This is a genomic window from Bradyrhizobium sp. USDA 4452 (genome assembly GCF_054063575.1).
The window spans coordinates 1,228,984-1,251,536 of record NZ_JBSSGK010000001.1 but is presented as its reverse complement, the minus strand read 5'-3'; the positions used below and the strand labels follow the sequence as shown (position 1 = coordinate 1,251,536).

The window sequence follows — 22,553 nt, the reverse complement described above, 5'->3', positions numbered from 1 at the left end:
ATTCCGCGGCCTATCCTCGTCATTGCGAGCGAAGCGAAGCAATCCATCTTTCAGCGATCGCGTAACGATGGATTGCTTCGTCGTTTCGCTCCTCGCAATGACGGCGACGTCCTACGCCGGGGGCGGCGGCAGGAAGTGGATGTTGTGCTCGGCCGCGAGCCGCACCACGTCGTCCGGGTTCTGCTCCTTCATGTTGTGGATCGCCCAGAACAGGTCGTACAGCCGGCGGGTCGGCGACACCCAGAACAGCGTCTTTGCCGGTTGCTGGGACTTGTTGAAGATGCCGTGCGGCTTGCCCATCGGCAGGCGCACCAGATCGCCGGGTGTCGCTGATTCATCGGCGCCGTCGAGCATGAAGTCGAGCTTGCCTTCGAGGATATAGAGATACTCGTCCTGGTCGGGATGGATGTGCGGCGGCACGAAGGTGCCCGGCGGGAAGGTGGCGTGCCAGGAGAAGGAATGCTCGGTGCGGCTCTTCGGCACGTAGGTCTGGCCGAGGATGCTCCAGGAAATGCCCTGGATGCCCTCATTGGCGCGTGTGATGCCGGCGATCTCGTCTTTCATCGTCATGTTTCCTCCTGATCTTTACTTCGACGCGCAGTCCTTGGCGTAGCGGTCGCCATAATTCGAAAACACCTTTTCGACGATCTCGGTCTGGAATTTGCCGTCCGGCCGCTTCGCGACCTTGGTGAGGTAGAAATCCTGGATCGGATAGCCGTTGTTGTTGAACTTGAAGTTACCGCGCAGCGAGGTGAAGTCGGCCTTCTTCAGCGCCGCGGCGACGGCATCCTTGTTGGAAAGGTCGCCCTTCACGGCCTTGACCGCGCTGTCGATCAACAGCGCCGCGTCATAGGCCTGCATGGCGTAGGTGCCGGGCACGCCCTTGTAGGCCGCCTCATAGGCCGCGACGAACTTCTTGCTCTGGGGGTTGTCGAGGTTCGGGGCCCAGTTCGCGCCGCCGAACATGCCGACGGCGGCGTCCTGCTGTGCGGGCAGGGTGGATTCGTCGACGGTGAAGGCGGAGAGCACCGGCACGGTGGCGCCGGCCTGCTTGTACTGCTTCACGAGATTCACGCCCATGCCGCCCGGCATGAAGGTGAACAGCGCGTCAGGTTTCAGCGCGGCGATCTTGGACAGCTCGGGCTGGAAATCCAGCGTGTTCAGCGGCGTGTAGGATTCCTCGACGATTTCGCCCTTGTAGTCGAGCTTGAAGCCTGCGACGGAGTCGCGGCCGGCCTGATAGTTCGGCACCAAGAGGTAGACGCGCTTGTAGCCGCGGTCCTGTGCCACCTTGCCGAGGATCTCGTGGACCTGGTCGTTCTGGTACGAGGTCACATAGAAGAACGGGTTGCACTCCTTGCCGGCATAGCTTGAGGGGCCGGCATTCGGGCTGATCAGGAAGGTCTTGCTGTCGGTGACCGGGCGATGGATCGCCTGCAGGATGTTGGAGAAGATCGGGCCGACTACGAAATCGACCTTGTCGCGCTCGAGCAGGCCGCGCACCTTGACGACCGCGCCATCGGGCTTCAGCTCGTCGTCGGCGTTGACGATCTCGACATCGCGGCCGGCCATCTTGCCGCCGAGATCCTTGATCGCGAGCGCAAAGCCGTCGCGGACTTGCTGGCCAAGCGCCGCGGCCGGGCCCGAGGTCGTCACCAACACGCCGATCTTGATCTTCTCCTGCGCGATGGCCGGGGTCACCGCGATACCCAGCAGCGCCGCCAATCCCACGAGCTTCGTCAATTGCTTCATGTCTCTCCCCCAACAACCGCCGTGATGTTTCGGCTTCCGCCCGTTTGGCCTCAGCTTAGTCTGACGCGCGCGACCGCCGCAAGCGATGTGGCGTCGCGCCAGGGCAAGCCAGCACCATGCAGCGCGGCACATGCAAGCGTCGCGCCAATTGCTTGAAGTTTAAAGAAATTGCAGGGGATCGGTCTGGCTTATCAGGCAGGATTCGCAATTGTCCTTGCGGCGCAGCGCGAATTGCTTGAAGCTCAAAACAACCGGCCCGGCCGGGACCCGCCGCGAAGGCACGATCGCCGCATGAACCTCGATTCCGAAACCAAAGCCGTCGAATTGCCGGACGATCACGGCACCGAGCTCAGGCTGTGGCTCCGCCTCTTGACCTGCACCACGCTGATCGAAGGCGAGGTACGCAGCCAGTTGCGCGAGAAGTTCGACGTCACGCTGCCGCGCTTCGACCTGATGGCCCAGCTCGACAAGGTGTCGGACGGCATGACGCTGTCGGACCTTTCGAAGCGGATGATGGTGTCGAACGGCAACGTCACCGGGCTGGTCGAGCGGCTGGTCGAGTCCGGCCATCTCGATCGCCGCACCTCGGAGACCGACCGCCGCGTGCAGTTCATCCGGCTGACCAAGCTTGGCCGCGCCGAATTCCGCAAGATGGCGACCGAGCACGAGAAATGGATCGCCGATATCTTCGGCGATTTGTCGCCGAAGGATATCCGCGAACTGATGCGGCTGCTCGCCAAGGCCAAAGGCTCGGCCCAGCGTTCCGCCAAGGCAAGGACCGCTTAAGCCGTGAGCGAGATCGATTACGAGGTCGAATATAACAACCGGGCGCGAGTGCCGGAAAACCCGGCGCTGATGGCCGGCTGGGCGCGGGACTCCGCGGCCTATCGCGAACAGCACCCGCCGCGGCGGCTGAGCTACGGTGCCGGCAGCCGCAACGTCATCGACCTGTTCGAGGGTAACAGCGACGGGCCGCTGGTGGTCTTCATCCATGGCGGCTATTGGCAGGCGCTGGACGGCTCGTCGTCCAGCCACTGCGCGCGGGGCCTCAACGGCCACGGCATCAGCGTCGCGGTGCCGAGCTACGACCTCTGCCCCAATGTCTCAATCGGCGACATCATCGGCGAGATGCGCGCGGCGTGCCGCGAACTTGCAAAACTCGGCCGGCCGCTGGTCGTGTCGGGGCATTCCGCGGGCGGGCATCTTGCCGCATGCATGCTCGCGACCGATTGGCCGGTCTACGATGCGTCGCTGCCGACGAATCTGGTCAGCGCTGCTTACGCGATCTCCGGCCTGTTCGAGCTCGAGCCGCTGGTCGGCACCTCCATCAACAAGGCGCTTGGGCTCGACCGCGACGCGGCAAGGGCGGCGAGCCCGTTGCTATGGAAAGCGCCCGCAGGCGCGACGCTCGATGCGGTGGTTGGCGGCGCCGAGAGTGCCGAATATCACCGGCAGAGCCAGACCATCGCCGACGTCTGGGGCAGAGCGGGTGTGACGACGCGATTCGGCACCTTGCCCGACGCCAATCATTTCACCGCGATCGCTCCGCTCGCCGACCCGGAGTCGGACATGGTCGCGCGGCTGAAGCAGCTCACGCAGATCTGAGATTCCAGGGGCCGCAGCCATTCTCCACCCTTGCGCCAAATTATTTTAAGTATAAAATGATTGGCGTTTGGAACGCTGCCGGGCGTCCTCGATACGATGTTGGTCTTGGCCTTTCTGGATGGAAAGCGAGGGGCAATCGAATGTCAGGTGAATTTCCCGGGCTCGGCCCATCTGGGCATGTCGACGATTTCGCGCGGCGCAACCTGCCGCCATTCGCGCAGTGGCCGAAGCTGCTGCTCGACCGGCCCGAGTTCAGCTATCCCGATTATCTCAATGCCGCGGTCGAGCTGACCGACCGCATCGTCGAGCAGGGCATGGGCGATCGCATCGCGCTGATCGGCAACGGCCGCCAGCGCACCTACAAGGAATTGACCGACTGGTCGAACCGCCTGGCGCACGTGCTGGTGGAGAATTACGGCGTCAAGCCCGGCAATCGCGTCCTGATCCGCTCCGGCAACAACCCGGCGCTGGTCGCGGCCTGGCTTGCGGCGACCAAGGCTGGCGCCGTCGTCGTCAACACCATGCCGATGCTGCGCGCCGGCGAACTGGCTAAGATCGTCGACAAGGCCGAGATTGCGCTGGCGCTGACCGACAGCCGCATCGCCGACGAGTTGGTGGCCTGCGCCAAGACCAGCAAATTCCTCAAGCAGGTCGTTAACTTCGACGGCACGCAGAACCACGACGCCGAGCTCGACCGGATCGCGCTGAACAAACCGGTCAAGTTCGATGCGGTGAAGACCGGCCGCGACGACGTCGCGCTGCTCGGCTTCACGTCGGGCACCACGGGCGAGCCCAAGGCGACCATGCATTTCCACCGCGATCTCCTGATCGTCGCGGATGGCTATGCGCGGGAAGTGCTCAAGGTGACGCCGGACGATGTGTTCGTCGGCTCGCCGCCGCTCGCGTTCACGTTCGGCCTCGGCGGGCTGGCGATCTTCCCGCTGCGCTTCGGCGCTACCGCGACGCTGCTGGAGAACGCGGCGCCGAGCGAGATGATCCGGATCATCGAGACCTACAAGGCGACGATCTGCTTCACCGCGCCGACGGCCTATCGGGCGATGCTGGCCGCGATGGACAAGGGCGCCGATCTGTCGTCGCTGCGGCTCGCGGTCTCGGCCGGCGAGACGCTGCCGGCGCCGGTGTTCGAGAGCTGGACCAGGAAAACCGGCAAGCCGATCCTCGACGGCATCGGCAGCACCGAGTTGCTGCACATCTTCATCACCAACCGCATCGGCAGCGCCGTCGCCGGCACCACGGGCACGCCCGTGAGCGGCTACCAGGCGAAGATCGTCGACGAGGACATGAACGAGTTGCCGGCGGGCCAGGTCGGCAAGCTGGCGGTTCGTGGCCCGACCGGTTGCCGCTATCTCGCCGATTCTCGGCAGACCAAGTATGTGCGCGATGGCTGGAACATCACCGGCGATGCTTTCGTCAGCGACGAGAACGGCCGGCTGTCATTCGTGGCGCGCGCCGACGACATGATCATCTCCGCGGGCTACAACATCGCCGGTCCCGAGGTCGAAGCGGCGCTGCTCGGCCATCCCGACGTCGCGGAGTGTGCGGTGATCGGCGCACCCGACGAGGAGCGGGGACAGATCGTCTCGGCCTTCGTCGTGCTGAAGCAGGGCGCGCGCAGCGACGATGTCGAGGTCAAGCTGTTGCAGGATCACGTCAAGGCGACGATCGCGCCGTACAAATATCCCCGCGCGATCGCTTTTGTCGAAGCGCTGCCGAAGACCCAGACCGGAAAGATCCAGCGCTTCAAGCTGCGCGAGGCGAGCTAGAGGCAAGGCGGCGGCCGTAGCCGCCGCCTCGGCGTTCAATGCGCACCGGCGCCGCCCGCCGCGGTTTTCGGCTTGCCGGTCAGAACGATCGCAATCGCGGCGAGCGCCAGCACGACGCCGATCACGGCGAAGGCGTCACTGAAGCCAAGCACCAGCGCCTGACGCTTCACGATGTTGCCGATCGCCACGATGGCCTGGCTGTGTGCGGTGGCGGGGTCCGAGATGCCGTGGCTGAGGAAGTAGTTGGTGACCTCGGCGATCCGGGTCCGCACCTCGTCGCGGCCGAGGTGAACGGACTGGCCGATGATGTTGGAGTGGAACTGCTCGCGCTTGGTGACGATGGTCGAGAGCAGCGCCGTTCCGATCGCGCCGCCGAGGTTGCGCATCATGTTAGAGATGCCGGAGGCCGCCGGCGCATCCTGCGGCGCGACACTGCCGAGGCTGATGGCGGACAGCGGCGCCAGCGTGATCGCCTGGCCGACGGCGCGAACGATGTTCGGATAGAAGAACTGGTCGCCGGAATAGTCGAGCGACATCTGGATGTTCATGAAGGAGGAGATCGCGAACAGCGTCATGCCGGTGAACGCGATCAGGCGGGCATCGAAGCGCTGCATCAGCTTCGGCACCAGCGGGATCAGGATCAGTTGCGGCAGGCCGGTCCAGGCCAGCACCTGGCCGATCTGCTCGGCATTGTAGCGCTGCACCTGGCCGAGATAGGCGGGCAGCAGATAGACCGAGCCGAACAGCGCAAAGCCGACGAACACCGCCGAGATGGTACCGAAGCCGAAGCTGCGCTGGGTCAGGAGCCGCAGCCGGAGCAGCGGCTTCTCGACCACAAGCTCGATCCAGATGAACAGGGTCAGGCTGACCGCGGCGATCACGGCGAGCTTGACGATGAAGGGCGAGCCGAACCAGTCGTCCTTGTTGCCTTCCTCGAGCACCGCCTGCAATGACGACAGGCCGATCGCCATCGTGATGATGCCGAGCCAATCGCCCTCGCGCAGCAGATGCAGCTGCATCGGCTGGCGCTGCAGCGTGAAATACAGGGTGGCGACCATGACAGCGGTCGGGATCACGTTGACGAAGAAGATGGTTTGCCAGCCGTAATTTTCGGTCAGGTAGCCGCCGATGGTCGGGCCGATCGCCGGCGCAAAGGTCACCGCGAGCGCGAACATCGCCAGCCCAATCGGCTGCTGCGGCTTCGGCAGCTTGGTGAAGACAAGCGTAAAGGCCATCGGGATCAGCACGCCACCGAAGAAGCCCTGCAGGCCGCGCATCGCGATCATCGAGGGCAGATCGTGGGTGAAGGCGCAGGCGACCGAGAAGGCCGCGAACAGCGTAGCGAAGGTGATGATGATCTTGCGGAACGAGAACACTCGGCTGAGATAGTCGGTGAGCGGGATCACCACGATCTCGCCGATCAGATAGGACGTCGAGATCCAGGACCCGTTGTCGACGCCGGTTCCGATGCCGCCCTCGATGTTGAGCAGCGATGCGTTGGTGATCTGGATGTTGAGGATCGCCATGAAGGCACCGATCATGGCCGCCAGGATCGAGATCCAGACGGTCACGCTGGCGCGATTGGGATCCACGGTGGCAGCGGGGGAAGCCGCGGCGGGGGAGGAGAGCGCGAGGTCGGACATGACATCACCTATTTGAATGAGGCGACAGCAAGCTTGGGAGACGTGCTGGAGCGCGGAGCTTCCCCGGCAGGATGCGACAGCGTCGCGATGGAGGGGATCACCGACATGCCCGGCCGCAAATCGACATTGGTTGCGTCGAGCACGATCTTGACCGGGATACGCTGCACCACCTTGGTGAAGTTGCCGGTGGCGTTGTCCGGCGGCAGCAGCGCGAACTCCTGACCGCTTGCCGGCGCGAGGCTGTCGACATGGCCGCGCACGACCTGACCGGGGAACATGTCGACCTCGATCTCGACCGGCTGGCCCTTGCGGACATGGGTGAGCTGCGTCTCCTTGTAATTCGCGATCACATAGGCGCCGGTAGCCGGCACCAGCGACATCAACTGCGTGCCGGCCTGCACGTACTGGCCTGTCCGCAGCGTGCGGTTGCCGACGACGCCGTCGATCGGCGCGATGATGGTGGTGTAGCTAAGATTGAGCTCGGCCTGGTGTTGCAGGGCAGTGGCCCGTCCCAATGCCGCGATCGCCTGGGCGATCTCGGCCTTGAGGAGTTCCACCTGGCGCTCGGCGGAGGCGAGGTTTGCGGTGTCGCGGGTGATGGCGGCCTGCGCGCTGGCGTAGCGCGACTGCGCCTGCTGTGCGTTCTGCAGGCTGCCGTAGCCGGTGCCGGCGAGGTCGGTGTAGCGCTTGTTCTCCTGCTCGGCGAAGGTCTGCGTCGCGGTATCCACCGCAAGCGTCGCGCGCGCCGCCTCGATCACGGAGTGCTGCACGTCGAGCTGGGCGCGTTTGCTGGTGATCGCGGCTTCGGCGGCAGCGACATCGGCCTTCGATTGATCAAGCGCGACCTTGAAATCGCGCTCGTCGATCCGTGCCAGGATCTGGCCGGCGCGCACCTGCTCATTGTCGCCGACCAGCACCGCAGTGAGATAGCCGGAGACCTTCGGTGCGATCGTGGTGTTGTCGGCCTTCACATAGGCGTCGTCGGTCGAAACCTGGAAGCGGCCGACCGTCCAGTAATCCCAGCCGTACCAGGCGCCGCCCGCGAGGACGGCGAGAGCTGCGCCGGTCATCAGCAGGCGGCGTAGCTTGCCCTTGGCGGCGGGGGGCTTGGCGGCCTCCGGATTGGCGATCAACTGCTTGGCGGCCCCGGCCGGAACCTGGCTCTCGGCCTTGAAGGACGTTTCATGTTGGCTCATGGCAGGCGCTCCTGATGCTCTATCCATCTGGGAAACCTTGCGAATTTGGAGGTCGGTCACCCGGGATAATTAGGAAACTTGATGTTTTCCAAAATAGAGCCCATATTTGGACTGTCAATAGAATGACAGTCATCATCTAAAAGCATGGCTCGCGCATGAACCGAAACGGCAAGGACCAGACAGAGCAAACGGCGCCGGCGCGGCGTGGCCGCGGGCGGCCGCAGCTTCGTTCCGACGATGAGACGCGTGCGCTGATCTATGACGCCGCGCGGCGTGAATTTTCAGAGCGCGGGTTTGCGGCGGCCAGCATCGCCGACGTGGCGTGCCGGGCCGGCGTCTCCACCAAGACGCTCTATCGTTTGATCCCAACCAAGTTGTCGCTGTTCGAAGGCACGGTGACGGACCGTATGGACCGATTCATATCCAGCGTTAATCTCGGCGCGTGCGATGGCCGCGATATCGCGGCGGCGCTGGAGGCCGCGCTGCTGACCTGTGCCGAGCTCATACTCGATGCCGAGGTCATCGCACTCCAGCGGATCATCCTGGCCGACAGCGACAAATTCCCCGACATCGCCGAGATGTTCTACGAGAAGGCGATGCAGCGGACCCTCGGCGCGCTGGCTGCGTGGCTGGGTACGCAGCAGCGGCGGGGACGGCTAGCAGTGGACGACGCACAGGCTGCCGCGGGAATGCTGCTTGGCATGCTCGTCTTCCAGCCGCAACGCGACGTGATGTATGGCCATCGGCCACCGCTGTCGCGGGCGCAGATCGAGGCCCGCGCCAAGGCCTGTGCCGGGCTGTTCCTGTCCGGGTGCGCCGTGCCGGCCGATCAGATCAACAAGCAAAGCGGAGACGCGTGATGCCGGAGCCGGCCGCGACCTACACCGTCGAAGCGCAGATCTCGCGCGATGACCAAGCCAGATGTGAAGATATTCTGACGCGCTGGATGGCGGCGCTCAATCGCTATGACGCGTCAGCCATGGACGCGCTGATGCACTTCCCGCATGTGCGGATCGCCGGCGGCGTGGTCACCGTCTATCAGCAGCCCGGCAACAACCCGATGGACCTGTTCGAGCGGCTGCGCAAGCAGGACGGCTGGCATCACAGCGCCTGGAATGAGACCAGGCTCGTACAGTCCTCGCCGGCCAAGGCGCATTACGCCGTCCGCTATACGCGCTACCGCGAGGACGGATCGGTCATCGGGGTCTACGATTCCCTCTATGTGCTGAGCCTGCTCGGCGGCACCTGGAAGATCCAGAGCCGCTCGAGCTTTGGTCCCTGAGCAAGCCGCGTTACAAGTCGGGTTACTTGGCCGCCACCGCCGATGCCGGAGGCTGGGCCAGCACCTGCCGGATCATCCGGGCGAGATCGGCCTTGCGATAGGGTTTTGGCAACAGCGTCACGTCGGGGTCGAGACGGCCATGATGAATGATCGCGTCCTCGGTATAGCCCGACGTAAAGAGCACGCGCACCGAGGGTAGCTTGGCGATCACGGCATCGGCCACCTGCCGGCCGTTCATGCCGCCGGACATGATGACGTCGGTGAACAGCACGTCGCAGACGAAGCCGTTCTCGACCGCAGCCAATGCCTCCGGGCCGTTGGCGGTGACCATGGTGCGGTAGCCAAGCTGCTCGAGCTGGGCGCTGACGTAATTGCGGACCAGCGGATCGTCCTCGACGACCAGGATGGATTCGTGGCCGCCGCGCATGTCGACCGGAGGCGGCGGCTCGACGTCGACCATGTCGCCCATGCTGCGCGGCAGATAGAGCTTGACCGAGGTGCCGTGGCCCTCTTCGGAATAAATCTTGAGATGCCCGTCGGACTGCTTGATGAAGCCGTACACCATGCTCAGCCCGAGGCCGGTGCCCTTGCCGGTGTCCTTGGTGGTGAAGAACGGCTCGAACACCTTTTCGCGGATACCCTCCGGGATTCCGCCGCCGGTGTCGCTGACCGCGACCATCACATATTCACCGGCCCGCACATCGGGATTGGCGGCGGCATAGACCTCGTCGAGGATGACGTTGCTGGTCTCCAGCATCAGCTTGCCGCCGTCGGGCATCGCATCGCGGGCATTGACGGCGAGATTGAGCAGCGCAGTCGCCATATGGTTGGGGTCGATGAAGGCCGGCCAGGCGTCGGGCTCGAGCGCGGTATCGATCTCGATCTGCTCGCCGAGCGACGGGCGCAGCAGCCGCGCGGTGTCCTGCACCAGCGTATTGAGGTCGGCTTCACGCGGTTGCAGCGGTTGCTGCCGCGAGAAGGCCAGCAAATGCTTGGTCACCTCGGCGCCGCGAACGGCGGCGTCGCTGATCATTTTTGTCACCGACGACAGCGCGGCGTCATGTTCCACGGCCTCGGCGAGGATGTCGATCAGGCCCGTGATGACGGTCAGGATGTTGTTGAAGTCGTGCGCGATGCCGCCGGTGAGGTGCCCGACGGCCTCCATCTTCTGCACCTGGCGCAGCTTCTGCTCGGCCTCGAGCTGCTCCCGCGTGGCCTCGACCTCGCGGGCGCGCATGAAGATTTCGGCTTCCATCTGCTCGGTGCGCTCGCGCAGCCGGTCGGTCAGCTTGTCCTGTTCGGCGCCGCGCTGCTTCAGCTGAATGAAGCCGGTGACGTCTTCCACCCGATGGATGATGTAGGTGAACTGTCCGGTCGGTCCGAAAACCGGCGTATTGCGCGGGCTCCAGTAGCGTTCCTCGAATCCGCCGCCCTCCGACTCGGGTTTGCGGATGTCGTATTTCTGCACCGACATGGTGTCGGGGCGGCGGAACTGGACCACGCGCTCCAGCGAGGCGCGCAGGTTGCGCGCGCCGTCGGCCGCCGGATCGTCCGGATTGTCGGGAAATACTTCGAACAGCCCGCGCCCAAGGATCGCGGCGCGCTCGGTCCTGGTGGCGCGCAGATAGGCGTCGCTTACTGCCACGATGCGAAAGTCAGGCTGCGTCAGCACCAGATAGAGGCCGGGCGCCGCCTCGAATAACGCCTTGAAGTCAGGCATCGGCGGGGACTGGTTTTGCAGTTCATCCTCCCTCGCAGGGATACGGTCCCCCAGTGACCGCAATCAAGATGTGGCACGCGCTCGTGGGAACTTCAATGGTTAACATACGGCATTAACTCGATTTTTCCGATCGAACTGGCATCGCAATGTCGTGGCGTTAGCGGGAGTTCGGCAGATAGCGCCAGCCCTCTTTGCCCAGGAAGTCCAGCATCGCCTGGGCGGGCGGCAGCAGGATCCTGTCGGTGCGCCTGATTGCGTGCCACTGCCGCACGATCGGCAAGCCCTTCACCTTGAGCACCACCAGCCGGCCATCCTCCAGTTCGTGGAACACGGTGTGCTGGGAAATGAAGGCGATGCCGAGCCCAGCCATGACGGCCTGCTTGATGGTCTCGTTGCTGTCCATCGCCATGCCGAGCTTCGGCTCCAATCCGACCCGCTCGAAATATTGCTGCATCAGCATCCGTGTGCCCGATCCCTGCTCGCGGGTGATGAAGGTCTCATTGGCGAGCTCCGATGTCGCGACGTGCCGCCGGCGCGCCAGCCGATGATCGGGTGCGGCGATGATGAAGTGCGGATGCCGGCCGAGCGGCTTCATCTCGACCTCGACATCGGCCGGCGGCCGACCCATCACCGCGATATCGAGGTCGTAGCCGCGCAGCGCATCGCGAATCTCCTCGCGGTTGCCGATCCGCAGCGTCACCTCGATCTTGGGAAAGCGGCGTGAGAACGCCGCGATCGCGAACGGCACGAAGTATTTCGCGGTCGAGACCGCGCCCATCGCGACGCGGCCGCCGCTGCGGCCTGCGATCATGTCGAGCGACTGCTCGCAATCCTTCAGCGCCGCCTCGATCCGTTCGATCAGCGCCAGCACATGCGCGCCGGCATCGGTCAGCGCCATGCCGTCGCCGGTGCGCTGGATCAGAGGCAACCCCGCCAGCGCCTGCAGGTTGCGGAGCTGCAGCGTCACCGCCGGCTGCGTCAGGTTCAGCTGGTTGGCCGCCGACGTGATCGAGCCGGCCTCGTGCACCGCGGACAGCGCGCGCAGCTGGCGGATGGTGAGGTCCCGCGAGAAGTTCCCGGCCATCGCAAGCTCCATAAGAAATACTTTGCCAAGACCAAAGATAATAAAATTTCCCTAATTCGGCAAATCGCGCGTTGATACGGCGAAGGCGACTCCTTGCGGTGCCGCTCGACACCTCGGGACAGAGGGCGCGATCAAAGGGAGTGGCCGGTGGAGATTCGTCCTGCATTGCATGCCCATCTGGAGTGGCCGACGCAGCACAACCCGTTGCGCGCCGCGACCGTTGCGGTGGTCGAAGCCCTTGCCTGCGCCGCGATCGAGCTGTCGCGCATCATCGCCGCCGGGCCGCTTGCCGGCATCGGCGGCGAAAGCGGCGGGATCAATCCCGACGGCGATCGCCAGAAGACCATCGATATCGTCGCGGACGGACTGATGCGCGACGCGCTGCGCACTGCACCGGTCGCCGCTGTCTTGTCCGAGGAGGTCGAACTGCCAGAGACGCTCGATCCCGATGCGCCGCTCTGTGTCGCGATCGATCCGCTGGATGGATCGGCCAATCTCGAAAACAACATCTCGATCGGCACGATCTTCTCGATCCGGCCGAAGGGCAACGACGCTCTCTCGACTTTCTTCGAGCCCGGCACGGCGCAATGTGCGGCCGGCTGCTTCATCTATGGTCCGCAAACCGTGCTGGTGCTTGCGCTCGACCAGTGCGTCGACTGTTTCACGCTCGACCCGCGAACCGGCTCGTTCGTCCTGACCGCACGTGAGCTGCGGGTGCCGCAGGAGGCGTCGGAATTCGCGATCAACGCCTCGAACCGCCGGCACTGGAGCGGCCCGGTGCGCAACTACATCGATGACTGCCTCGCCGGCGTGAACGGCGAGCTCGGGCAGGATTACAACATGCGTTGGATCGGCTCGCTGGTGGCCGAAGCCTACCGCATCCTGATGCGCGGCGGCGTGTTCCTGTATCCGGCGGATGCGCGCCAGGGCTACCGCGAAGGCCGCTTGCGCCTGCTGTACGAGGCGCATCCCATTGCGCTGATCATGGAATGGGCTAATGGCGCTGCCTCGAGCGGCCGCTCACGCATTCTGGAACTCTCGGCACGTACACCGCATCAGCGCGTGCCGCTGATCATGGGATCGACGCGCGCCGTGCGCGACGTCGATGCGATCCACCTGACCGTCGAGCCGTTGTTCGAGAGCAGCGATGCCCCGCTGTTCGCGCGGCGCGGCCTGTTCCGCTGAGGGAGGAACGCGTGTCTCGCAGGCATCCCATTATCTCGATCACCGGCTCGTCCGGTGCCGGCACCACCTCGGTGAAGAAGACGTTCGAGAATATCTTCCGCCGCGAGAACGTGGTCGCGGCCTATATCGAGGGCGACGCCTTCCACCGCTACGACCGCGCCGAGATGCGCAGCATGATGGTTGAGGAGGCCGAGCGCGGCAACAAGCACTTCAGCCATTTCAGCCCCGAGACCAATCTGTTCGAGGAGCTGGAGAAGCTGTTCAGCGACTATGCCGAGACCGGCACCGGCACCACCCGGCACTATGTGCATGACGAGGAGGAAGCGCGGCTCTATGGCGCGAAGCCCGGCACCTTCACCGCCTGGGAGGCGCTGCCGGAGAACTCTGACCTCTTGTTCTACGAAGGCCTGCATGGCGCGGTGGTCACCGACAAGGTGAACGTCGCGCAGCACGCCGACCTCAAGATCGGCGTCGTGCCGGTCATCAACCTCGAATGGATCCAGAAGCTGCACCGCGATCGCAGCCATCGCGGCTACTCCACCGAGGCGGTGACCGACACCATCCTGCGCCGCATGCCGGACTATGTGAATTACATCTGCCCGCAATTCACCGAGACCGACATCAACTTCCAGCGCGTGCCGACGGTCGACACCTCGAACCCGTTCATCGCGCGCTGGATCCCGACGCCCGATGAATCGATGGTCGTGATCCGGCTGAAGAACCCGCGTGGCATCGACTTTCCTTATCTACTCTCGATGATCCCGAACAGCTTCATGTCGCGGGCCAACTCGATCGTGATTCACGGCGCCAAGCTCGACCTCGCGATGCAGCTCATCCTGACCCCGCTGATCCTGCAATTGATCGAACGAAAGAGGCGAACGATATGACCGCACTTGCGTCCGTTGCGAGCCGCCCCGAAATCGGCCACGACGAGATGGCGAACGCCATCCGCTTCCTCGCCATCGATGCGGTAGAGCAGGCGAAATCCGGCCATCCCGGCATGCCGATGGGCATGGCCGATGTCGCGACCGTGCTGTTCACCGACTTCCTGAAGTTCGATCCGGCCGATCCAGCCTGGCCCGACCGCGACCGCTTCGTGCTGTCGGCCGGCCACGGCTCGATGCTGCTCTATGCGCTGCTCTATCTGACCGGCTACGAGCGCATGACGCTCGATCAGCTTAGGGCTTTCAGGCAATGGGGATCGCAGACCCCCGGGCATCCCGAGTATGGCCATACGCCGGGTGTCGAGACCACGACCGGACCGCTCGGGCAGGGGATCGCGACCGCGGTCGGCATGGCGCTCGCCGAACGCTTGATGAACGCCCGCTTCGGCGACGACCTCGTCGACCACTACACGTACGTGATCGCCGGCGATGGTTGCCTGATGGAAGGCCTCAGCCATGAGGCGATCTCGCTCGCCGGCCATCTGCGGCTGAACCGGCTGATCGTGCTGTTCGATGACAACCAGATATCGATCGACGGCGCCACCTCGCTGTCCTGCTCGGACGACCAGGCCGCCCGATTTGCGGCCAGCGGCTGGAACGTCTGCCGGATCGACGGCCACGATCCGCAGGCGATCACAGCTGCGATCAGGCAGGCGCGCGCCAGCGATCGTCCGTCGCTGATCGCCTGCCGCACCGTGATCGGGTTCGGTGCTCCGAACCGGCAGGGCAGCGAGAAGGTGCATGGTGCGCCGCTCGGTGCCGATGAGGCAGCGAAGACCCGTGCCGCGTTGCGCTGGCCATATCCGGCCTTCGAAATCCCCGATGCGGTGCTTGCCGAGTGGCGCGAGCTCGGCGGTCGCGGCCGCGACGCGCGGCGGGCCTGGATCGAGCGCTCGCGCAGCGTCTGCAAGGGCGAGCGATCTCCGTTCCACGATGCGCTGAACCGGAAGTTGCCCTGCGCCTATGCTGAGGCGATGGCGAAGCTCGTCGATCGGTTCGCGACCGAGCGTCCGAAACTCGCCACGCGGCAGGCGTCGCAGCAGGTCATCGACGTGATCGCCGAAGCGTTGCCCAATCTCCTGGGCGGGTCGGCCGACCTGACGCATTCCAACCTGACGCTGGCGAAGTCGCAGGTTTCAGTGCGGCCGGACAAGCTCGACGGCAGCTACATCCATTACGGCATCCGCGAGCACGCTATGGCAGCTGCGATGAATGGAATCGCCCTGCACGGCGGCTTCATCCCCTATGGCGGCACCTTTCTCAGCTTTGCCGATTACAGCCGGCCGGCGATCCGCCTCGCGGCGCTGATGGGCATCCGTGTCGTCCATGTGATGACCCACGACTCGATCGGGCTCGGCGAAGACGGGCCGACGCATCAGCCGGTCGAGCATCTGGCCGCGCTGCGGGCGATCCCGAACCTGCTGGTGTTCCGTCCGGCCGATGCGGTCGAGACGGCGGAAGCCTGGGACTGCGCGCTGAAGGCAGAGACCTCGCCGTCGATCCTCTGCCTGTCGCGGCAGGCGCTGCCGACGGTTCGCGACGGCAGCAGGGACAACCAGGTCGCGCTCGGCGCCTACATTCTCGTCGAGCCGGCCCTCGGGCGTGACGTCACCCTGATTGCAACGGGTTCGGAGGTGGCGATCGCGCTCGAAGCCGCAAAGCTGCTGGCGGAAGCAGGGGTGAAGGCCGCGGTCGTTTCGGCCCCGTGCTTCGACCTGTTCCGCCAGCAGCCGAGCGACTATCGCGCAAAAGTGCTGGGCGGCGCGCCGCGCGTCGGCGTCGAAGCCGCGGTCGAGGGCGACTGGGCCCGCTGGCTCGGTGACGACGGTGCATTCGTGGGCATGACCGGCTTCGGCGCGTCAGCGCCGGCCGACGTGCTCTACCGCGAATTCGGCATCACACCAGGGGCGGTCGCCGCCACCGCAAGACAGCTCATTCAACGAGCGAATTGAAAGGAGGACGCCACGATGGCGCGGATCACACTAAGGCAATTGCTGGACCATGCCGCCGAACGCGGCTACGGCGTGCCGGCCTTCAACATCAACAACATGGAGCAAGGCCTCGCCATCATGGAGGCGGCGGCTTCCTGCGATGCGCCGGTCATCATCCAGGCCTCGCGCGGCGCGCGGTCCTACGCCAACGACATCATGCTGGCGAAGATGATCGATGCGCTTGAAGAGATGCATCCGCAGATCCCGCTCTGCCTGCATCTCGATCACGGCAACGAGGAGGCGGCCTGCGCCACCGCGATCCGCTGCGGCTTCACCTCGGTGATGATGGACGGTTCGCTCAAGGCCGACGCCAAGACCGCAGCCGACTACGAGTACAATGTCGATATCACCCGCCGGGTGGTCGATATGGCCCATTGGGTCGGCGCGTCGGTCGAAGGCGAACTCGGCGTGCTCGGCTCGCTCGAGCATGGCGGCGGCGAGCAGGAGGACGGCCACGGCGTCGAAGGTAAGTTGAGCCGCGATCAGCTGCTCACCGATCCTGACCAGGCGGTCGATTTCGTCCGCGCCACCAAGGTCGACGCGCTGGCAATCGCGATGGGCACCTCGCACGGCGCCTACAAGTTCACGCGCCGCCCCGACGGCGAGATCCTGGCGATGCGCTTGGTCGAGGAGATCCATACGCGGCTGCCCAATACGCATCTGGTGATGCACGGCTCGTCCTCGGTACCGCAACCGCTGCAGGACATGTTCAACGCGTTCGGCGGCGAGATGCCGCAGACCTGGGGCGTGCCGGTCGAGGAGATCGTCCGCGGCATCAAGCACGGCGTACGTAAGGTCAACATCGACACCGATTGCCGCCTGGCGATGGCGGCCGCCTTCCGCAAGGTCGCCGTGCAGTCGAAGAGCGAATTCGATCCGCGCAAATTCCTCAAGCCTGCGATGGATGCGCTGCGCGAGCTTTGCCGTGACCGCTTCGAGCAGTTCGGCACCGCCGGCAATGCCGCCAGGATCAAGGTGGTTGCGCTGCCGGAGATGGCCCGACGCTACCGCGCCGGCGCGCTCGACCCGCAGATTGGAAAGATCACCCAGGCCGCCTGAGCAGACGGCGCCGAACGACAGGAGATTTCGATGAACATGCAGCAGTCGATCACGGTGCGCGGCAAGGATCGCTACAAGTCCGGCGTGATGGAATACAAGCGGATGGGCTATTGGGAGCCGAACTACGAGCCCAAGGACACCGATGTCATCGCCTTGTTCCGCGTCACGCCGCAGGACGGTGTCGATCCGACCGAGGCATGCGCGGCGGTGGCCGGCGAATCCTCCACCGCGACCTGGACCGTGGTGTGGACCGACCGGTTGACGGCGGCGGAAAAGTACCGGGCCAAGTGCTATCGCGTCGATCCGGTGCCGAACTCGCCCGGCAGCTACTTCGCCTATATCGCCTACGACCTCGACCTGTTCGAGCCGGGCTCGATCTCGAACCTGACGGCGTCGATCATCGGCAACGTGTTCGGCTTCAAGCCGCTGAAGGCGCTGCGCCTCGAGGACATGCGGCTGCCGACCGCCTATGTGAAGACCTTCCAGGGTCCGGCGACCGGTATCGTGGTGGAGCGCGAGCGGCTCGACAAATTCGGCCGCCCGCTGCTCGGCGCCACCGTGAAGCCGAAGCTCGGACTGTCCGGCCGCAACTATGGGCGTGTCGTTTATGAGGCGCTGAAAGGCGGGCTCGACTTCACCAAGGACGACGAGAACATCAACTCGCAGCCCTTCATGCACTGGCGCGAGCGCTTCCTCTACTGCATGGAGGCGGTCAACCGCGCGCAGGCCGCGACCGGCGAGATCAAGGGCACCTATCTCAACGTCACCGCGGCGACCATGGAGGACATGTACGAGCGTGCCGAGTTCGCCCATGAGCTCGGCTCCAACATCGTGATGATCGACCTCGTGATCGGCTACACCGCGATCCAGTCGATGGCGAAATGGGCGCGCCGGAACAACATGATCCTGCACCTGCATCGGGCGGGTCACTCGACCTACACCAGGCAGCGCAGCCACGGCGTCTCGTTCCGCGTGATCGCGAAATGGATGCGGCTCGCCGGTGTCGACCACATCCATGCCGGCACGGTGGTCGGCAAGCTCGAGGGCGATCCGAACACCACGCGCGGCTACTACGACATCTGTCGCGAGGACTTCAACCCGATGCAGCTCGAGCACGGCGTGTTCTTCGACCAGAACTGGGCCAGCCTCAACAAGCTGATGCCGGTGGCCTCCGGCGGCATTCATGCCGGCCAGATGCATCAGCTGCTCGATCTGCTTGGCGAAGACGTCGTGCTGCAGTTCGGTGGCGGCACCATCGGCCATCCCCGCGGCATCCAGGCCGGCGCCACCGCCAACCGCGTCGCGCTGGAAGCCATGATCCTCGCCCGCAACGAGGGCCGCGACTACGTCCATGAGGGCCCGGAGATCCTGGCCAAGGCGGCGCAGACCTGCACGCCGCTGCGCGAGGCGCTCGACGTCTGGAAGGACGTCACCTTCAACTACGAGTCGACCGACGCGCCCGATTTCGTTCCCACGCCGAGCATGGCGGTCTGACAGGAGGTTCTCATGCGCGTGACCCAAGGCTGCTTCTCTTTCCTGCCCGATCTCACCGATGAGCAGATCGCTGCGCAGGTGCAATACTGCCTCGACAAGGGCTGGGCGGTGAACATCGAGTTCACCGACGATCCGCACCCCCGCAACACCTATTGGGACATGTGGGGCCTTCCGATGTTCGACCTGCGCGATGCGGCAGGGATCATGAAGGAGCTCGCCGACTGCCGGCGGGTCTATGGCGACCGCTATATCCGGATTTCCGGCTTCGACTCCAGCCACGGCTGGGAGTCGGTGCGGCTGTCCTTCATTGTCAACCGGCCGCGCGAGGAACCGGGCTTCCGGCTCGACCGCCAGGAGGCGGCCGGACGCAACCTGCATTACTCGACGCATGCTTACGCGGCTGGCCGCCCCGAGGGTGAACGCTACAGCGATCACTGACCGCGTCCGGGCTCATAAGCCAGGCGGGTTGCTCCCTCGACCGTCTGGTCCGGATGCACTTCTCCGTCGTCGCCGCAGCGACGACGGAGCTTTTCTCGAAGCGAGAGGATGATGACCCAAGCGCAAGAACAAATTAAAGAGCAAATCCGCGAGACACCACCCGCAACCATCGACCTCCGGCATGAATTCGCCGACCTCGGCATCGGCGACGTGCTCGACCAGCTCGATTCTGAATTGATCGGCCTCAAGCCGGTGAAGACGCGTATCCGGGAGATCGCCTCGCTGCTGCTGGTCGAACGCATCAGGCAGAAGATGGCGCTGGCAACGACGTTCCCGACGCTGCACATGTCGTTCACCGGCAATCCCGGCACCGGCAAGACCACTGTTGCGCTGCGGATGGCCGGCATCCTGCACAAGCTCGGCTTCGTGCGCCGCGGCCATGTCATCAGCGTCACGCGCGACGATCTCGTAGGGCAATATATCGGCCACACCGCGCCGAAGACCAAGGAGATTTTGAAGAAGGCGATGGGCGGCGTGCTGTTCATCGACGAAGCCTATTATCTGTACCGCCCCGAGAATGAGCGCGACTACGGCCAGGAAGCGATCGAGATCCTGCTGCAGGTCATGGAGCAGCAGCGCGAGGATCTGGTGGTGATCCTGGCCGGCTATGGCGACCGTATGGAGAAATTCTTCCAGAGCAATCCGGGATTCCGATCGCGCATCGCGCATCACATCGATTTCCCGGACTATTCGGACGCGGAGCTGCTGTGGATCGCCGAGCTGATGCTGCAGCAGCAGAATTATCGTTTCTCCCCCGAAGCGCGCGAGGCGTTCACCCGGTACATCGGCATCCGCAAGGCGCAGCCGTTGTTCTCCAATGCGCGCTCGATCCGCAACGCGCTCGACCGCATCCGGCTGCGCCAGGCTAACCGGATCGTGGCGAAGCTCGACCGCACGCTCACGGCCGACGACGTGATGTCGATCGAGGCCGGCGACGTGCTTGCCAGCCGCGTGTTCACCAAGGGGGGCGGCGGGACGGGCGAGGGACGATGAACCAGGCGCTGGCCGTCATCAGGAGCGCCGGGACGCGTGACATCATTGCGAACGCGCGTGCCTTGATCTTCGACGTCGACGGCACGCTCGCCGAGACCGAGGAGGTGCATCGCCGCGCCTTCAACGAGGCGTTCGCCGAGGCCGGCCTCGATTGGTTCTGGGACCAGGTCACCTACGCGCGGCTGCTTCGGGTCGCCGGTGGTAAGGAGCGCATTCGCGCCTTCGACCAGAGGAACGCGGTACCGTCGCTGACATTCGCCGACATCGCCGGCCTGCACGCAATCAAGACCGCGCGCTACGCCGCGCTGATCGCGGCGGGCGGCTGCCCGTTGCGGCCGGGCGTGCGGGCCTGGCTCGCCGGCGCGCGCAGCCGCGGCCAGCGCCTCGCGATTGCCACGACGACCTCGCACGGCAATATCGACGCGCTGCTGTCGGTCGCGTTGGGGCTGGATTGGGCGGATCTGTTCGAGGCTGTTGTCGCCGGCGACGACGTGCCACGGAAGAAGCCGGCCCCCGACGTCTATGTCGAGGTCCTGACGCGGCTCGGGCTCGGACCTGCGGATTGCATCGCGGTCGAGGATTCCGGCAACGGTCTCGCCGCCGCCGCGCAGACCGGCATCCCCGTGGTCATCACAAGAAGCACCTATTTCAGCGACGACGATTTCGCCGGAGCCCTGCTGGTCGTCGATGATCTCTCCCAGATCGATGCCTGAAGGCCGCTGCCGCCGCTGGCTGGCTCTCCGAGCAATTTATTCGGATGCTTAAATAAATGGTTGTTGCGTCCATTGCGTAGTGAGGGCACAATCCTACCGAAGTTGCCAGAAAGAGTGCCGCGTCACTTGGTTGACCGCGGGACTTGCCAGCGATTCCGGGAGAAAGCGCCTCATGATCCCCATAGCCCCGATAAATTTATTCTGTTGACTAAATAAATGGCTGGCCGATGCTCGCATCCATATGATACTCGGGGTGTCTTCTACCGAAGATTGTGAGCGGCGGTGCCGCACCAAAAAAGAGTCGGGCGGACGCTGACGCTCGCCGACAATTCCGGTAGCTGATCGTGCGGGAGTGAGCATTTGGCGCTCTTGATGGATTCAACCGACATTCCGCTGTTTTGGTTCGTGACGGCTCCGGCGCCGATCCGACATCGCCGCAGATCTGTCGCCGGCCCACGAACGATAGCGGTCGATTGACGCTGTCCAAGGCGGCAGTACCCCAAATCAAAAAACCAAGGGAGTGAAGCATGTTCAAATTGAAAACCACCTTGTTCGCGCTCGCGCTGGCCGGCCTTGCGGCGACGGCGTTCGATCGCGACGCCATGGCCCAGGCCAAGCCGACCGTCGGGATCGCAATGCCGACCAAATCCTCGGCGCGCTGGATCGACGACGGCAACAACATCGTCAAGGTGCTGAAGGAGCGCGGCTACGGCACTGACCTGCAATATGCCGACGACGACATCCCGAACCAGCTCTCCCAGGTCGAAAACATGGTGACCAAGGGCGCCAAAGTCCTGGTCATCGCGGCGATCGACGGCACCACGCTGTCCGACGCGCTGAAGCAGGCCAAGGCCCAGGGCATCACCGTGATCGCCTATGACCGCCTGATCCGGGATACGCCGAACGTCGACTATTACGCGACCTTCGATAATTTCCAGGTCGGCGTGCTGCAGGCGCAATCGATCGAGAAGGCGCTCGGACTGAAGGACGGCAAGGGCCCCTTCAACATCGAGCTGTTCGGCGGCTCGCCCGACGACAACAACGCCTATTTCTTCTACGATGGCGCGATGTCGGTGCTGAAGCCCTATATCGACAGCGGCAAGCTCGTGGTCGCCAGCGGCCAGATGGGCATGGGCAAGGTCGCGACGCTGCGCTGGGACGGTGCGACCGCGCAGGCGCGGATGGACAACCTGCTCAGCGCCTTCTACGGCAAGAAGCGCGTCGACGCGGTGCTGTCGCCCTATGACGGCCTGTCGATCGGCATCATCTCCTCGCTGAAGGGCGTCGGCTACGGCAGCAAGGACCAGCCGATGCCGTTCATCAGCGGCCAGGACGCCGAGGTGCCCTCGATCAAGGCGATGCTGCGCGGCGAGCAATACTCGACGATCTTCAAGGACACCCGCGATCTCGCCAGGGTCACGGCCGACATGGTCGACGCCGTGCTGAGCAAGAAGGAGGTCACGGTCAACGACACCAAGACCTACAACAACGGGGTCAAGGTGGTTCCATCCTATCTGCTCAAGCCGGTCGTGGTGGATAAGACCAATTGGGAGAAAGTCCTGATTGACAGCGGCTACTACAAGCGCGCGCAATTCGACTAAGGCGGACGA

Annotated in this window: 20 protein-coding genes; 14 read left to right on the top strand and 6 right to left on the bottom strand. The window is 64.5% G+C overall.

Features of this window, described 5'->3' with window-relative positions; translation table 11 throughout:
• Window positions 1–111: 111 nt before the first annotated feature.
• Entirely contained in the window at window positions 112–564 is a 453-nt protein-coding gene (locus ACVISU_RS06190) for a cupin domain-containing protein (RefSeq protein ID WP_026192554.1), read from the bottom strand.
• A 21-nt stretch (window positions 565–585) separates the two neighbouring features.
• Window positions 586–1,752 (bottom strand): ABC transporter substrate-binding protein, encoded by a 1,167-nt coding sequence (locus tag ACVISU_RS06185; protein ID WP_456706346.1) that lies wholly within the window; start codon window positions 1,750–1,752, stop codon window positions 586–588.
• A 291-nt stretch (window positions 1,753–2,043) separates the two neighbouring features.
• Between ACVISU_RS06185 and ACVISU_RS06180 the strand changes: the two genes are divergently transcribed.
• The 3 genes from ACVISU_RS06180 to ACVISU_RS06170 all read left to right on the top strand — a co-directional run bounded on the left by ACVISU_RS06180 (window position 2,044) and on the right by ACVISU_RS06170 (window position 5,141).
• The gene (locus tag ACVISU_RS06180; protein ID WP_456706345.1) at window positions 2,044–2,538 is read left to right on the top strand and encodes a MarR family winged helix-turn-helix transcriptional regulator; all 495 of its coding nucleotides are present in this window, start codon (window positions 2,044–2,046) and stop codon (window positions 2,536–2,538) included.
• Between the two features lie 3 nt (window positions 2,539–2,541).
• A complete protein-coding gene (locus ACVISU_RS06175) occupies window positions 2,542–3,357 on the top strand; it encodes an alpha/beta hydrolase (RefSeq protein ID WP_456706344.1) in 816 nt (271 codons plus the stop codon).
• A 140-nt stretch (window positions 3,358–3,497) separates the two neighbouring features.
• Complete coding sequence (locus ACVISU_RS06170; protein ID WP_456706343.1) at window positions 3,498–5,141, top strand: benzoate-CoA ligase family protein; 1,644 nt, start codon at window positions 3,498–3,500, stop codon at window positions 5,139–5,141.
• Between the two features lie 35 nt (window positions 5,142–5,176).
• On the opposite strand, the gene ACVISU_RS06165 is transcribed toward ACVISU_RS06170, so the two are convergent.
• Window positions 5,177–6,784, bottom strand: a complete 1,608-nt coding sequence (locus tag ACVISU_RS06165) for an MDR family MFS transporter (protein ID WP_456706342.1) — start codon at window positions 6,782–6,784, stop codon at window positions 5,177–5,179.
• A gap of 8 nt (window positions 6,785–6,792) precedes the next feature.
• Window positions 6,793–7,980, bottom strand: a complete 1,188-nt coding sequence (locus ACVISU_RS06160; RefSeq protein ID WP_456706341.1) for an HlyD family secretion protein — start codon at window positions 7,978–7,980, stop codon at window positions 6,793–6,795.
• Window positions 7,981–8,135: 155 nt separating this feature from the next.
• On the opposite strand from ACVISU_RS06160, the gene ACVISU_RS06155 reads away from it, so the two are divergent.
• Both ACVISU_RS06155 and ACVISU_RS06150 read left to right on the top strand, forming a co-directional pair.
• Window positions 8,136–8,840, top strand: coding sequence for a TetR/AcrR family transcriptional regulator (locus ACVISU_RS06155; RefSeq protein WP_456706340.1), 705 nt, complete (start codon window positions 8,136–8,138; stop codon window positions 8,838–8,840).
• Window positions 8,840–9,262, top strand: a complete 423-nt coding sequence (locus ACVISU_RS06150; protein WP_456706339.1) for a hypothetical protein — start codon at window positions 8,840–8,842, stop codon at window positions 9,260–9,262. Before ACVISU_RS06155 ends, ACVISU_RS06150 begins: the two co-directional genes overlap by 1 nt.
• Window positions 9,263–9,284: 22 nt before the next feature.
• On the opposite strand, the gene ACVISU_RS06145 is transcribed toward ACVISU_RS06150, so the two are convergent.
• Together ACVISU_RS06145 and ACVISU_RS06140 are read right to left on the bottom strand one after the other, a co-directional pair.
• Complete coding sequence (locus ACVISU_RS06145) at window positions 9,285–10,982, bottom strand: ATP-binding protein (protein ID WP_157113224.1); 1,698 nt, start codon at window positions 10,980–10,982, stop codon at window positions 9,285–9,287.
• Window positions 10,983–11,139: 157 nt separating this feature from the next.
• Window positions 11,140–12,066, bottom strand: a complete 927-nt coding sequence (locus ACVISU_RS06140) for a LysR family transcriptional regulator (RefSeq protein WP_456706338.1) — start codon at window positions 12,064–12,066, stop codon at window positions 11,140–11,142.
• 153 nt (window positions 12,067–12,219) lie between these two features.
• Here ACVISU_RS06140 and ACVISU_RS06135 point away from each other — a divergent pair, with 153 nt between their 5' ends.
• The 9 genes from ACVISU_RS06135 to chvE all read left to right on the top strand — a co-directional run bounded on the left by ACVISU_RS06135 (window position 12,220) and on the right by chvE (window position 22,544).
• Window positions 12,220–13,251, top strand: coding sequence for a class 1 fructose-bisphosphatase (locus tag ACVISU_RS06135; protein ID WP_456710767.1), 1,032 nt, complete (start codon window positions 12,220–12,222; stop codon window positions 13,249–13,251).
• Between the two features lie 11 nt (window positions 13,252–13,262).
• Window positions 13,263–14,138, top strand: coding sequence for a phosphoribulokinase (locus ACVISU_RS06130; protein WP_050405064.1), 876 nt, complete (start codon window positions 13,263–13,265; stop codon window positions 14,136–14,138).
• Complete coding sequence (tkt, locus tag ACVISU_RS06125) at window positions 14,135–16,147, top strand: transketolase (RefSeq protein ID WP_456706337.1); 2,013 nt, start codon at window positions 14,135–14,137, stop codon at window positions 16,145–16,147. The genes ACVISU_RS06130 and tkt overlap by 4 nt, the downstream gene beginning before the upstream one ends.
• 15 nt (window positions 16,148–16,162) lie before the next feature.
• Window positions 16,163–17,245: a class II fructose-bisphosphate aldolase gene (gene fba, locus ACVISU_RS06120; RefSeq protein ID WP_050405062.1), complete on the top strand. Its 1,083-nt coding sequence runs from the start codon at window positions 16,163–16,165 to the stop codon at window positions 17,243–17,245.
• A 36-nt stretch (window positions 17,246–17,281) separates the two neighbouring features.
• Window positions 17,282–18,739 carry a form I ribulose bisphosphate carboxylase large subunit gene (locus ACVISU_RS06115; protein WP_035653486.1) on the top strand — a complete coding sequence of 486 codons (1,458 nt, stop codon included), beginning with the start codon at window positions 17,282–17,284 and terminating at the stop codon, window positions 18,737–18,739.
• Between the two features lie 12 nt (window positions 18,740–18,751).
• Window positions 18,752–19,177 (top strand): ribulose bisphosphate carboxylase small subunit, encoded by a 426-nt coding sequence (locus tag ACVISU_RS06110; RefSeq protein WP_050405061.1) that lies wholly within the window; start codon window positions 18,752–18,754, stop codon window positions 19,175–19,177.
• A gap of 111 nt (window positions 19,178–19,288) precedes the next feature.
• Entirely contained in the window at window positions 19,289–20,230 is a 942-nt protein-coding gene (gene cbbX / locus ACVISU_RS06105) for a CbbX protein (RefSeq protein ID WP_050405114.1), read from the top strand.
• Window positions 20,227–20,943 (top strand): HAD family hydrolase, encoded by a 717-nt coding sequence (locus ACVISU_RS06100; RefSeq protein WP_456706336.1) that lies wholly within the window; start codon window positions 20,227–20,229, stop codon window positions 20,941–20,943. The genes cbbX and ACVISU_RS06100 overlap by 4 nt, the downstream gene beginning before the upstream one ends.
• 527 nt (window positions 20,944–21,470) lie before the next feature.
• A complete protein-coding gene (chvE, locus tag ACVISU_RS06095) occupies window positions 21,471–22,544 on the top strand; it encodes a multiple monosaccharide ABC transporter substrate-binding protein (protein ID WP_050405059.1) in 1,074 nt (357 codons plus the stop codon).
• The last annotated feature ends 9 nt before the right edge of the window (window positions 22,545–22,553 follow it).